Raw genomic sequence first — 12,865 nt, 5'->3', positions numbered from 1 at the left:
TTTCAGGCGGCTGCGTGGGCTTCTGCCGAACTAGTGGCGCGCATCACCATCGAAACTCCTGCATCCATGATGCGTTTTTTCACTTCAGGAGTTTTTATGACTTTCAAAAAAACCATAGGCCCGTTGGCTTTTGTATTGGCTGCATCCGTGTCCTCCATAGCACTGGCGCAAAGCTTGGGCTTGGGTGTCGCAGCCAATACGCAGGTCGGCGTCGGTAGCGCGCCCTCCGGTTTCAATCCGAACGCCAGCATCAATAACCGCAGCGAGGCAGCCATCGGCGCCGGGCTGGATACGGCGGCCGCCGCGCAGGCGAATGCGCACGATGCCCCGCTCAAAACCACCAAAATCAAGCAGAGCGGACATGCAAAAACTTCGGCCAAGGCAAAAATTGACGTGGACGCCAGCGCCAAACTCCCAGCACCGAACCCACACTGAGTGAAAGGCGTCACAGCATGAAATTAATCTATTTACACGGCCACGGCGCGAGCAGCGATTCATTCAATTTCATCCGCTCGGAAATCGCCGGGCACGATGAAATCTGCCTGGAATATGACAGCAAAAACGGCTTTTCCGCCAATCTTGCAGCGATGCTCGAACAGCTTAAAGACGAAACCGATATTTTCTTCGTCGCGCATAGTCTGGGCGGGCTGTATGCGCTGCACCTGGCCGACAAGCTGGGCGATCAAGTGGTCGGCGCGGTCACCATGGCGACTCCGTATGGAGGCTCCGAGGCTGCGCTTACGCTGAATTTCTTTTCCCCGCAGCAGATTTATAAAGACATTCACCCGGTAGCCAGTCCGGTCACGCAAGGGCGCGGCATCGACTTGCAGGTCCCCCAGCATTGGACCGCAATCGTCACCACCAAGGGCCACAGTCACCTGATGGCGTCGGCCAACGATGGGGTTGTAACCATCGACAGCATGCGCTGCCGCCGCGGCGTGAAGTTCATCGAGGTGGAATCAAACCATCATGAAGTGACGCAATCGCGCCACTCGGTGGACATCATCAAAGCAGCTCTCAGAGAAGTAGAAGAATTGCAAGTCGCAGCATGAAAACCCTGTAATGCACCGGCTACCGTGACGATACCTGCTCGCTTACAAACGAAACTGCCACCAATACGCGCCGGACTGGAAAGACCTGGACCCGGTATCGCGTAGCGGGCCCGGCCTGCAAAAACATCACGCACGACTCCTCCATTGGCCGCACCAAAGGCTGCGCCTGGCGCCGCTCCGGTTTCGGCTTGTCACACCGCCCCATTCCCGACCAACAAAATCGAACCCGGCTGGTACCGCGATAGCGCGACCCTCTGTGAACAAAATGGTGCGATGCGGAGCACCGGCATTTTCCCCGGATTGACAGCGGAATGCGCCAATCCGCCAATCCGCCAGACTATTGACGCAAAGCAAACCGCAACGCACCATTTCCCACGCAACACTGTTGCCCGGAGTAAAGTTGAGTTCCACGCTGTTGTCATACAAATTTTGCACCGATGCCGGTCAAATCGCGCTCCACGCCACCAAGGGCTTATGCCAAACACGCCGCAGAGATTCAAGTGCCATCGTCACTGGCTACCGCATATCGCCGCATGGCTGGTGGTCGCCTTGCTGATCGCCGCCGCCTGGCTGCACGTCTGTTCGCTGATCGCGGCAGACCGGGCCAGAACCATCGCAGATACCGAGCACGATCTCGCCAACCTGACCAGGGTGACCCAGGAACATGCGGTGCGCACCTTCCGCAGCGCCGACCAGACGCTGCGTTTCGTGATGGCGCGCTATGAAGCAATCGGCGTCAAGCTGGATCTGAAAACGCTGACGCAACAGGGCGTGATCGATACCGACATCTTCAATCAGGTCGGTGTCATCGATTCCAATGGAATGCTTCAATTGAGCAACCTTCCGATCAAGAGCCCGATGGACCTGTCGGACCGGGAACATTTCAAGGTTCATCTCGCGGCAGATACTGGAAAATTACTCATCTCCAAACCGGTACTCGGCCGGGCCTCTGGCAAGTGGTCGATCCAGCTTTCACGCCGCATCAACCGCAAGGATGGCACTTTTGGCGGGGTGGCGGTGGTGTCGCTCGACCCGGGCTATTTCACCCGCTTCTACCGCGATCTCGATCTGGGCCGGGATGGGGTGGCGGCACTGTTCGGCCTGGATGGCGTGATTCGCGCCAAAAGAGCCGGCGGCCAAGAAAACTTTGGCATCAACGCCCCTGAGGCTCCGGTGTTGTCGCACATCGCGCAGGGGCAAAAGAGCGGCGCTTTTACTACCCGCGTTGTGGACGGCATCGAGCGCACCTTTTTCTTCAGACTGGTGGCGCCCTATCAAATCGCGGTAACGGCCGGAATTGCAACCACGGAAATGCTTTCCACCCACCGGCAAACCCGAGCCGCGCTGTTATTGCAGGCGTCCCTGGCCAGTCTGCTGATGCTGACTTTAGGCATTGTCTTCTCGCTCCATCACAGACGGATACAGCGCAACATCATGCAGCGCAAACGGGCCGAACAGCAGATGCGCGTCGCCGCTGCCGCCTTCGAATCGCAGGAAGGCATGTTCGTCACCGATGCCCATCAAGTGATCCAGCGCGTCAACCATGCTTTCACCGAGATCACCGGTTACAGCACTGACGACGCGGTGGGCCAGACGCCCAAGCTGCTCAGTTCGGGGCGGCATGATGCGCCTTTCTATGCGGCGATGCGGGAAAGCATCGCGCGGTGCGGGTCCTGGCAAGGTGAAATCTGGAACCGCCGCAAGAACGGCGAGGTGTATCCGCAACAGCTCACCATCACGGCGGTAAAAAATTCCGTGGACGAGGTCAGCCACTACGTCAGCACCCTGACCGACATCACCACCCGCAAGGCGGCGGAGAACGAGATCCGGCATCTGGCTTTCTTTGACCCGCTGACCCGGCTACCCAACCGGCGCTTGCTGCTGGATCGGCTGCGTCAGGCGCTGGTGGCCAGCGAGCGCAGCGGACATGAGGGCGCATTGCTGTTCATCGACCTCGATAATTTCAAGACGGTCAACGATACCCTGGGCCATGACAAGGGCGACCTGCTGCTGCAACAGGTGGCGCAACGGCTCTGCAACTGCGTGCGCGAGGGCGACACCGTGGCGCGCCTGGGCGGCGACGAGTTCGTGGTGATGCTGGAAGACTTAAGCGCGCTGCCGCACGCCGCCGCGACCCAGGCCAAAGCCGTCGGTGAAAAAATCCTTGCCGCGCTGAATCAGGTTTATCTGCTGGCCGACCATGTTTATCACAGCAGCTCCAGCGTTGGCGTGAGCCTGTTCAATCATTACTTGGGCGGCGTGGATGCGCTGTTGCAGCGGGCCGATCTGGCCATGTACGAAGCCAAAGCGGCCGGCCGCAATACCCTGCGCTTCTTTGACCCGGACATGCAGGCCGTGGTCACGGCGCGCGCCGCCCTGGAGGCCGACCTGCGCCAGGCGCTGCAGGACTCTCAATTCGCGCTGTATTACCAGCCGCAAGTGGATGCGGCTGGACGCCTGACGGGTGCCGAAGCCTTGCTGCGCTGGCAGCACCCGCAGCGCGGCCTGGTTTTGCCAGGCGATTTCATTGCTCTGGCCGAAGAGTCGGGTCTGATCCTGCCATTGGGCCAGTGGGTGCTGGAAACTGCCTGCGCCCAACTCAGCAACTGGGCTGCCCAGGCCGAAATGGCGCACCTGACGCTGGCGGTCAATGTCAGTGCGCGCCAGTTGTATCAGCCAGATTTTGTGATGCAGGTGCTGGCCGTGCTGGAGCGTACCGGCGCCAATCCTGAACAGCTGAAGCTGGAACTGACCGAGGGCCTGCTGCTGAAAGACGTGGAAGACACCATCGACAAGATGCGTCTGCTGAAAGCGCGCGGGATGCATTTCGCGCTGGACGATTTTGGCACCGGTTATTCATCCCTGTCGTACCTGAAGCGCCTGCCGCTGGACCAGCTGAAGATCGACCGCTCCTTTGTGTGCGATGTGTTAAGCGACACCGACGATGCCATCATCGTCAGCACCATTGTGGCGCTGGCACACGGCCTGGGTCTGGAAGTCATCGCGGAAGGGGTGGAGACCGAAGCCCAGCGCCAATTCCTGGCCGGGCGCGGTTGCCCGGCCTATCAGGGCAACCTGTGCAGCCAGCCGTTGGCGCTGGCGGAGTTCGAACAACTGTTGCGCCAGGAAACGCCGAGCGCCTGTTCGGCGGTTTGCCTGGCGCAGAAATGAAAGAGCCGGGCAAACGCCCGGCGCTCCCGTTACCGTTACCAAAGTTCTCATCACGCATCGGCCTCGACAGTGGGCGGGCGGATCGGATAGATCAAGCCAGCCCATTGCCTTGCAGCGAGGCAATCAACGGGCAAGAAACACTCCCTTTCTGTGCATGACAGGCGCCAATCAGTTGCGATAGCACCGTCTCCATGCGCGCCAGGTCCACCAGGCGCGCACGGACATCGGCCAGACGATGGGCGGCGATTTCTGCGGCCTCGCCACAATGCATGCCATCCTCCAGCTTCAGCAAGCCGCCAACCTGGTCCAGGCTGAAGCCCAGGCGCTGCGCGGACTTCACGAATTTCACACGCGCCACATCCGAGTCGAGGTAGCGGCGAATGCTGCCGCAGGGCTTGTCCGGCTGCGGCAACAGGCCCTTGCGTTGATAAAACCGGATGGTTTCCACGTTGACCCCGGCCGCCTTGGCAAAGGTGCCGATGGTCAGATTTTCAAGATTGCTTTCCATATCGCTTGACTCCGTACATGACTACGGAAGTAAGCTTAAGTCATCCGCGACAATCTCAAAAGGGAAAATGCATGCAAAACTCCAAGACACTGACACGGGCCGGCGTGATTGGCACGGTACTGGCGGCGAAAATGATTGAAATAAAAGTCGACGACATGAGCGGCACCTCTTGCGCCATGGACGTCAAACTGGCCACTGACCCCGACTCGGGTGCAATGGCTGCGACAGACAAGAGTGGAAGCCAGTTGCAGATTGCCATCATTGGCAGCGGTGGCGCTGCAATGGCGGCGGCGCTCAAGGCGGCCGAACTCGGGGCCCAGGTCACGCTGATCGAGCGCGGCACCATCGGCGGCACCTGCGTCAACATCGGCTGCGTACCGTCCAAAATATTCATCCGTGCGGCGCATATCGCGCATCTGCGGCAGAGCAGTCCATTCGATGGCGGCATCACTGCCAGCGCACCCGTCATCGACCGCCCGGCGTTGCTGGCGCAGCAGCAGGCGCGCGTTGAGGAACTGCGGCATGCCAAGTATGAAGGCATTCTGGAGCGCAACCCGGCCATCACCGTGCTGCGCGGCGCGGCGCGTTTCAAGGACAGCGGGCACCTGATGGTGCAAATGACCGCAGGCGGCGAGCGTACGATTGCCTTCGACCGCTGCCTGGTTGCTAGCGGGGCCAGCGCGGCCGTGCCGCCGATCCCAGGTCTGAAGGACACGCGGTACTGGACTTCGACCGAGGCGCTGGTGAGCGATGCCATTCCGCACAGGCTGGCCGTGATCGGCTCCTCGGTGGTGGCGCTGGAACTGGCCCAGGCGTTCGCGCGACTCGGCAGCAAGGTGACGATCCTGGCGCGCAACACCTTGTTCTTGCGCGAAGATCCGGCCATCGGCGCAGCCATCACAGCAGCCTTTCGCGCCGAAGGCATCGAAGTGCTGGAACACACGCAGGTCAGCCATGTGGCCTACGCGGACGGCGAATTTGTGCTCGCCAGCGAGCATGGCGAAGTCCGCGCTGAGAAGCTGCTGGTAGCCACCGGCCGGGTACCCAACACGCGCGATTTGGGGCTGGAAGCGGCCGGTGTCAGCGTCAACGCGCAACACGCCATCGTCATCGACCAGCGCATGCGCACCAGTAGCCCGCACATTTTTGCGGCCGGCGACTGCACCGACCAACCCCAATTCATCTATGTGGCAGCGGCTGCAGGCACCCGTGCAGCGATCAACATGACCGGTGGCGAGGCCGCCCTCGATCTGAGCGCAATGCCGTCAGTGGTGTTCACCGACCCGCAAGTTGCTACGGTGGGTTTAAGCGCAGCGCAGGCGCAGCTGGCCGGGATCGAAACCGTGAGCCGCACCCTGACGCTGGACAATGTGCCGCGTGCGCTGGCCAACTTCGACACGCGCGGCTTCATCAAACTGGTCGCCGCAGCCGGAAGCCTGCGTCTGCTGGGCGTGCAGGCAGTCACGCCGGAAGCGGGCGAAATCATCCAGACCGCGGCCATCGCCATCCGCGCCCGCATGACCGTGCAGGATTTGGCTGACCAGTTGTTCCCCTACCTGACGATGGTGGAGAGCCTGAAGCTGTGCGCGCAAACATTCACCAAGGATGTGACACAATTGTCCTGCTGCGCCGGGTAAGTTTTGTAGGTCGGAAAAGCGCAGCGCCTTCCGACGTTACGGCTTGATTGTCGGAAGGCGCTGCGCTTTTCCGACCTACCGATTCCGGATCGTTCTGCTTGTGAAGTGCGTCATCAGTTATTTGGCAGGCTGAATAATCATAAATCGACAGATTTTCCCTAATGGGCAACCGGAGACGCAAACATGATGAACATGATGAACAACGGGCAAGGAGGCTGGATGATGGGCGGCATGGGGCTGTTATGTGTTTTATTCTGGGGTGTCATCCTCGCGGCTGTGGTGCTGATCGTGCGATGGCTGATCACGCGTAATGGCCAGGGGAAAATTCTCCCGCTTGAATCGCCTCTCGACATCCTGAAAAAACGTTATGCAAAAGGTGAAATCGACAGCGAAACTTTCCAGAAAATGCAACAGGAGATGGATGCCAGCGAGCGCAAAAGATAAGCGCCATCACGCAGATATTTTATGCAAAGCACATATACTCCCCTGTAATTTTATATAAAACATCATTTACCGCATGTAATCATTGCGTAAAATATAATACACAATCAAGTATATTTTTATTGCTGCATCTTTCGCACTGTCTTGCAAGAAATAATGCGCCTGGCGCGGCGGCATATCCGCGCGGCCCCAACCGTTTCCAACCAAGGAATTGACCGATGGCACATCCCAAAACAAGGACGGCGGCGCATTCCGGCAAGGCCGGGCTGCAGGCGGCGCAGCCGAAACTGCCCGGCCAGGTGGTGCTGGTGATGCAAGGCGGCGGCGCGCTGGGCTCCTTTCAGGCCGGCGTGTATGAAGCCATGCACGTAGCGGGCATCGAACCGGACTGGGTGGTGGGAACCTCGATTGGCGCCATCAACGGCGCCATCATCGCCGGCAATGCGCCGCAGCACCGGGTTGCCCGCCTGAAGGAATTCTGGGATCTGGTCGCCAGTGGCGTGTCGTCTTCCACGCACTGGAACGCCTTTGGCATCGGCAATCTGATGCATAACCTGGGCACGCTAGCGCAAGGAATTCCAGGTTTCTTCAGGCCGAATCCGCGCGCATGGTTCAGCCCCCAGACGTCGCTGGGCGTGACTGAAGCCAGCTTTTACAGTACTGCACCGCTGCGCCGCACGCTCGGCGAATTGGTCGATTTCGACCGCATCGCCAAGGGTGCGGGTGCGATGCGGCTGACGCTGGGCGCGGTGAATGTGCGTTCCGGCCGCATGCGCTACTTCGACAGCCGCGATGAAGTGATCGGCATCGATCATGTGATGGCTTCGGGGGCGCTGCCGCCCGCGTTCCCCGCCGTCATGATCGACGGCGAACCGTACTGGGATGGCGGCATCTATTCCAATACCCCGATCGAAGTCGTGATGGACGACAATCCGCGCCGCGACTCCGTGATCTTCGCCACCCGCCTGTGGCAGCAGGAAAACGAAGTCCCGCACACCATTGAGCAGGTGCTCAGCCGCCAGAAGGAAATCCTGTATTCCAGCCGGGCGGAGAGCCACACCGCGCGTCAGCAACAGCTTCACCATCTGCGCCATGTGGTGCGCGAACTGGGCCGCCTGTTGCCGGAAAACGTACGCACCACGCCGCAGGCCAGGGAACTGCTCGGATGGGGCTGCGGCACCGTGATGCACGTACTGCCGTTGCGCACGCCCGCACTGGAAAGGGAAAATCACACCAAGGATATCGACTTTACGCCAGCCGGCATCGCAGCCCGCTGGACGGCGGGGCGCGAACTCGCGCGCAGCCGGATCGCGCAAGCGCCCTGGAATGAAGCCATCGACCCGGCCGTGGGCATCGTGGTGCATGACTGACAGCCGGACCAATTCGTCAGACCGGCCTATGACCGGTAATAAGCACTGCTAGGCACTGTTAAGCACTGTTGGAAGGGCTTTGGGCTTTGAATCCCCTCCCGACGAGTCGCTCCTTAGTCGCTCACCTTTCTTTCGGACGGGGTTTGAACCATAGTCAGTTTTTTGATCAGGCCACTAGCCGCCGGTCGAACACCACCATCGCGATGCCGCCCAGAATCGCCACCGAGGCCAGCATCAGAAGCCAGGTAATCGGCTCCTGCAGGAACAGCAAGCCCGCCAACGCCGCAATGACTGGCACGCTCAATTGCAGCGCGGCAGCACGGGTCGCCGTCAATCCGCGCAAGGCCGCGTACCAGAGCGCATAACCGAGGCCCGAAGCAATCGCACCGGACAGCACTGCATACAGTATTCCCAATCCATCCAGTTGCTGTTGCGCCAGCAGCGCGGCACTCAGCAGTACAGACAAGGGCGCGGCGCGCAAGAAATTGCCGGCTGTGGCGCCGGCCGGATCGACCACACCGCGCCCACGCAGCGAATAGATGCCCCAGGCGATGCCGGCCGACAGCATCAGCAATGCGGCTCCCAGCGGCGGTGCCGACAAACCCGGCAACATGACGGCAGCCAGTCCGGCAAAGGCCAGCAGCAAGCCGCTCACCTGGCGCGCATTGAGCCGCTCTCCGGACCACCAGCCTGCCAGTATCATGGTCGCCTGCACCGCGCCAAACAGCAACAAGGCTCCGGTGCCGGTTGTCAAACTGGTATAGGCAAACGAAAAACCGGCGGCGTAGGCAAACAACGCACATGCTGACGGCCAGTTGCCGCCAATGCCGTGATTGCCGCCAGGTTTGCCGGCGGCCGCGCCACGACGAAAATGGACCAGCAAGGTCAGCATCAGCGCCCCGGACAGCAAACGTATCGCAGTGAAGCTGGCGGGATCGATGGATGTCTGTCGAAAAGCAAGACGGCATAGCACCGAATTGCCGGCAAAAGACAGCATCGCGAACAGGGTCAGCAAAAACAAGCGGGTGAAAGACATAAACCATCCTGATAAAGAAAGAACAATGGCAGCACCTGAACCACGAAGTCATGCAACCGTTGGAGCGTATATTGGAGCGGATACGCTTGACGCTTATCCTTGTATGCTGTCCCGCCACTCTGTCACACCTGCGCCGCCTCCAGCCATGTTTTTGGCAGCCACTGCAAATCGGCGGGTTCGTCGATGTCGTGCAACATGGGTTGGCTATGCACGCTCCAGCCCAGTTGCCCCAGCCGGCGCAGCGTCTCAAAGGCAACGCTGTCGGTGCTCCACGCAATATCTGCGAACAAGGATGGATGAAACCGGTTCAGGCCCAACAACGCATAGCCGCCATCAAAGGTGGGAAACAGCGCGGCATCGGTGCGCAGCAATGCATCAGCGGCTTGCTGCAAGTAAGCAACGCTGAGTTGCGGGCAGTCGGTGCCGATCAGCAAGATCGATTCGCCAGCCGATGTGCCACCCTCCAGCACGCGTTGCGCCGCACGCGCCATTTTTTCTCCTAAATCGCCTTCCCCCTGATCCGACCATTGCACCGCATCCGGCAGCGCGATTTTCCGCCACGCAAGGTCTGTCGCCGACGGAGTCACGCAGAGTTCAACCTGGCCCACATCGGCGGCGATGGCTTTGTGCAGCGTGTGCGCCAACAGGCGTTGCGCCAGATCGGCCGCGCCCTGTGCGCCAAGCACCGGAATCAGACGGGTCTTGGCGAACCCCGGCATGGGCGCTTTGGCGAAAATCACGATACGGACAGGCTGAAGCGGTTTCATCGCGGGTTTCATCGATATGCCTGTGCCAATTGGCTGGCCGGGACGCCGCGCCAGTATTGCCAGCGCAGCCGCCACATCAACAGGATCGTGCGCCAGACGCCGCGCGTCTCCCAGCGCCGGCCCGAAGTGGTCACGCAACGATGGACGCAGGCCGGTCGCGAAAGCGTGCGCAAGCGCCTGGACAACTCGATATCTTCCATCAATGGCTGATCCGGAAAGCCGCCCGCCGCATCGAACGCCGCACGAGTGACAAACATGGCTTGATCGCCGGTGGCGATGCCGGTCAGGCGCGAGCGCAGATTCATCATGCGTCCGACCACGCGCAGCATCAGCGCACGGCCGGCGATCCAGACATCGAAACGGCCCCAGCAAAATTCCCCGCCTGACAGCGCCTGTGCGACCAAGGTCACGGCTCCATCCGGCAATTGCGTATCGGCATGCAGGAACAACAGCACATTCCCGCTTGCACGCGCCGCGCCGGCATTCATTTGCCGGGCGCGGCCCCGCGCTGAACGCACCAGCGTGCAGCCGGCGCATTGTGCAAAATCGGCCGAGCCATCTTCGCTGCCGCCATCGGCGATGATGACTTCGCAGCCAAGTTTCACCAGCGGCGACAGCCGTTCCAGCAGCACTGGCAGCAGTTGCGCTTCGTTCAGCACCGGCACGATGATGGACAGCTTCACGGCTTATGCTCCCAGCTTCCAGGCGTGATAGCGCGCCAACCAGGCAAATATCCATTGCGGCGCATGGGCCCGTTTCCATTCGCCTGCGACGTATTTGTTGGCTTCGGCCAGCGTCGGATAAGTGTGAATCGTGCCCAGTATCTTGTTGAGGCCAAGTCCATGCTTCATCGCCAGCACGAATTCGGCCAGCAGCTCAGCCGCATGTTCGCCGACGATGGTCACGCCCAAAATGCGATCCTTGCCCGGCACCGTCAGCACTTTGACGAAGCCATCCGCGGCGCCATCCGTGATGGCGCGATCCAGCTCGGCCAGATCATATTGCGTGACCTCATAGGCCACACGTTTTTCCCGGGCTTCCTGTTCGTTGATCCCGACCCGCGCCACTTCCGGCGCAATGAAAGTGGCCCAGGGAATCACCGAATAATCCGCCTTGAATTTCTTGAAATCGCCGAACAGCGCGTTGACCGTCGCATACCAGGCCTGATGCGCGGCGGTATGGGTGAATTGATAAGGGCCGGCCACGTCGCCGGCGGCGAAGATGTTGGGATACAGCGTTTCCAGGTAATCGTTGGTTACCACCGTGCGCTGAGTTTCAATTCCCAGTTGTTCCAGGCCAAAGCCGGTCAGCCGCGCCTCGCGCCCCACCGCGCATAACAGCGCGTCGAACTCGATGCGCAGCTCGGCGCCGTTATGTTCGAGGACGATGAACTTGCTCTCGCGTCCATCCACAGATTCACGTTCGCAGCGCAGCGCCTTGTGGCTGGTCAGAACGTCCACGCCGTCACGCGTGAGCGCATTGCGCGCCAGTTCGGAGACTTCCTGGTCTTCGCGGATCATGATGCGCGGCGTCATTTCAATTTGCGAGACTTGGGAACCCAGGCGCGCAAAACTTTGCGCCAGCTCGCAGCCAATCGGCCCGCCGCCCAGCACCACCAGGCGGGCCGGCGGCGCGTCCAGCTTGGCAAATTCGTCCCACAGCGTATCGCTGGTGACATAGCCGACATCCGCCAATCCGGGCAGCGGCGGCACGATCGGTTTGGCACCGGTGGCGATGACGATGCTGCGGGTGGTTAAGGTGGTTAAGCGCTGGCTGCCACCATTGTTCAGCGTCACTTCCACGGTCCAGGGATCGACGATGCGGGCGTAACCCTGCAGCACTTCCACCCCTAATTTGGTGTAGCGTTCTGCGCTGTCGTGCGGTGCGATGGCGCGGATGGTTTCATGCACCCGCGCCATGATCTTGCGGAAACTGAATTCCGGCACCACCGCTGCCAGTCCGTAGCGCTCGCTATCGCGCATCTGATGGGCGATGCGGGCCGACTTGATCAGCGTCTTGCTCGGCACGCAGCCGTAGTTCAGGCAATCGCCGCCCATTTTGTGCGCTTCGATCAGCGTCACCTTGGCGCGCACGGTAGCGCCGATATACGCGCTGACCAGACCGGCGGCACCGGCGCCGATCACGATCAGATTGCGGTCGAATTTTTTCGGGCGTTGCCACTTGGCGTACATGCGACGACGCTGCAAAAACTTCAAGAACCATTTGGATAGCATCGGAAATACCCCCAACAGTGCGAACGACAGCAACAACCCGGGCGAAACAATGCCAGACAGCCCGGATATCCGCGCCAGTTGGGTGCCCGCATTCACATACACCAGCGTGCCGGCCAGCATGCCTAGCTGACTGACCCAGTAATAGGTTTTGGTGCGAATCTTGGTGAGCCCCATCAGCAGATTGATCAGGAAGAATGGAAACAGCGGCACCAGACGCAGCGTGAACAAGTAGAACGCGCCGTCACGGGCTATTCCGTCGTTGATGGTTTTTAACCGGCCGCCGAAACGGTTTTGGATCGCGTCACGCAGCAGATAGCGCGAGGTCAAAAAAGCCAGCGTCGCGCCGACGCTGGAGGCAAACGACACCATCACCGTGCCCGCCAGCAAGCCAAACAAAGCGCCTGCTGCCAGCGTCATTACCACCGCGCCCGGCAAGGAAAGCGCGGTCACCGCCACATACAGCGCAAAGAAGGCGCACCCGACAAACACTGGCGAAGCGGCCCGGAATACTTCGAATTGTCCCAGGCTTGCCTTGAGACTGTCCAGAGTAAGAAAACGATGCAGATCCAGCGCAAAAAAAGCCAGCACCAGCAGCGCAACGACGACGAGCAGCAGTAGTTTTTTCATCGTTCGGTCTTATTCCGTTTCT

At 60.4% G+C, this 12,865-nt stretch carries 10 protein-coding genes and 1 pseudogene; 6 read left to right on the top strand and 5 right to left on the bottom strand.

What is annotated here, in order from left to right; all coding sequences use genetic code 11:
* The first annotated feature begins 96 nt into the window (after positions 1-96).
* The 3 genes from KGFNPO_RS00395 (at position 97) to KGFNPO_RS00385 (ending at position 4,223) form a co-directional block, all read left to right on the top strand.
* Entirely contained in the window at positions 97-435 is a 339-nt protein-coding gene (locus KGFNPO_RS00395) for a hypothetical protein (RefSeq protein ID WP_472632599.1), read from the top strand.
* A gap of 17 nt (positions 436-452) precedes the next feature.
* The gene (locus tag KGFNPO_RS00390) at positions 453-1,052 is read left to right on the top strand and encodes an alpha/beta fold hydrolase (RefSeq protein ID WP_472632598.1); all 600 of its coding nucleotides are present in this window, start codon (positions 453-455) and stop codon (positions 1,050-1,052) included.
* Between the two features lie 474 nt (positions 1,053-1,526).
* A complete protein-coding gene (locus KGFNPO_RS00385; protein WP_472632597.1) occupies positions 1,527-4,223 on the top strand; it encodes a bifunctional diguanylate cyclase/phosphodiesterase in 2,697 nt (898 codons plus the stop codon).
* Between the two features lie 91 nt (positions 4,224-4,314).
* Here the strand turns inward: KGFNPO_RS00385 and merR are convergent, their stop codons facing one another.
* The gene (merR, locus tag KGFNPO_RS00380; protein ID WP_472632596.1) at positions 4,315-4,731 is read right to left on the bottom strand and encodes an Hg(II)-responsive transcriptional regulator; all 417 of its coding nucleotides are present in this window, start codon (positions 4,729-4,731) and stop codon (positions 4,315-4,317) included.
* A 218-nt stretch (positions 4,732-4,949) separates the two neighbouring features.
* Here merR and merA point away from each other — a divergent pair.
* The 3 genes and pseudogenes from merA to KGFNPO_RS00365 form a co-directional block, all read left to right on the top strand.
* Positions 4,950-6,368, top strand: a pseudogene (merA, locus tag KGFNPO_RS00375) (mercury(II) reductase); the annotation flags it as partial.
* Between the two features lie 183 nt (positions 6,369-6,551).
* Positions 6,552-6,812, top strand: coding sequence for an SHOCT domain-containing protein (locus KGFNPO_RS00370; protein ID WP_472632595.1), 261 nt, complete (start codon positions 6,552-6,554; stop codon positions 6,810-6,812).
* 215 nt (positions 6,813-7,027) lie between these two features.
* A complete protein-coding gene (locus KGFNPO_RS00365) occupies positions 7,028-8,179 on the top strand; it encodes a patatin-like phospholipase family protein (protein WP_472632594.1) in 1,152 nt (383 codons plus the stop codon).
* 166 nt (positions 8,180-8,345) lie between these two features.
* Here the strand turns inward: KGFNPO_RS00365 and KGFNPO_RS00360 are convergent, their stop codons facing one another.
* The 4 genes from KGFNPO_RS00360 to KGFNPO_RS00345 form a co-directional block, all read right to left on the bottom strand.
* Entirely contained in the window at positions 8,346-9,215 is an 870-nt protein-coding gene (locus KGFNPO_RS00360) for a DMT family transporter (RefSeq protein WP_472632593.1), read from the bottom strand.
* A gap of 122 nt (positions 9,216-9,337) precedes the next feature.
* The gene (locus tag KGFNPO_RS00355; protein ID WP_472632592.1) at positions 9,338-9,982 is read right to left on the bottom strand and encodes a TIGR04282 family arsenosugar biosynthesis glycosyltransferase; all 645 of its coding nucleotides are present in this window, start codon (positions 9,980-9,982) and stop codon (positions 9,338-9,340) included.
* An 8-nt stretch (positions 9,983-9,990) separates the two neighbouring features.
* The gene (locus KGFNPO_RS00350; protein WP_472632591.1) at positions 9,991-10,665 is read right to left on the bottom strand and encodes a TIGR04283 family arsenosugar biosynthesis glycosyltransferase; all 675 of its coding nucleotides are present in this window, start codon (positions 10,663-10,665) and stop codon (positions 9,991-9,993) included.
* Positions 10,666-10,668: 3 nt separating this feature from the next.
* The gene (locus tag KGFNPO_RS00345; RefSeq protein WP_472632590.1) at positions 10,669-12,843 is read right to left on the bottom strand and encodes an FAD-dependent oxidoreductase; all 2,175 of its coding nucleotides are present in this window, start codon (positions 12,841-12,843) and stop codon (positions 10,669-10,671) included.
* Positions 12,844-12,865 lie beyond the last annotated feature (22 nt).

It is taken from the genome of Gelidimonas diazotrophica, from assembly GCF_055694025.1.
The sequence above is the reverse complement of the archived record's forward strand: the minus strand, read 5'-3'. Positions and strand labels throughout refer to the sequence as shown.

Bases quoted from the DNA above. Each gene is read 5' to 3' on its own strand.
- KGFNPO_RS00370 (WP_472632595.1), top strand. From the start codon at position 6,552: ATGATGAACATGATGAACAACGGGCAAGGAGGCTGGATGATGGGCGGC.
- KGFNPO_RS00365 (WP_472632594.1), top strand. From the start codon at position 7,028: ATGGCACATCCCAAAACAAGGACGGCGGCGCATTCCGGCAAGGCCGGG.
- KGFNPO_RS00390 (WP_472632598.1), top strand. From the start codon at position 453: ATGAAATTAATCTATTTACACGGCCACGGCGCGAGCAGCGATTCATTC.
- KGFNPO_RS00355 (WP_472632592.1), bottom strand. From the start codon at position 9,982: ATGAAACCGCTTCAGCCTGTCCGTATCGTGATTTTCGCCAAAGCGCCC.
- KGFNPO_RS00345 (WP_472632590.1), bottom strand. From the start codon at position 12,843: ATGAAAAAACTACTGCTGCTCGTCGTCGTTGCGCTGCTGGTGCTGGCT.
- KGFNPO_RS00360 (WP_472632593.1), bottom strand. From the start codon at position 9,215: ATGTCTTTCACCCGCTTGTTTTTGCTGACCCTGTTCGCGATGCTGTCT.
- KGFNPO_RS00395 (WP_472632599.1), top strand. From the start codon at position 97: ATGACTTTCAAAAAAACCATAGGCCCGTTGGCTTTTGTATTGGCTGCA.
- merR (WP_472632596.1), bottom strand. From the start codon at position 4,731: ATGGAAAGCAATCTTGAAAATCTGACCATCGGCACCTTTGCCAAGGCG.
- KGFNPO_RS00385 (WP_472632597.1), top strand. From the start codon at position 1,527: ATGCCAAACACGCCGCAGAGATTCAAGTGCCATCGTCACTGGCTACCG.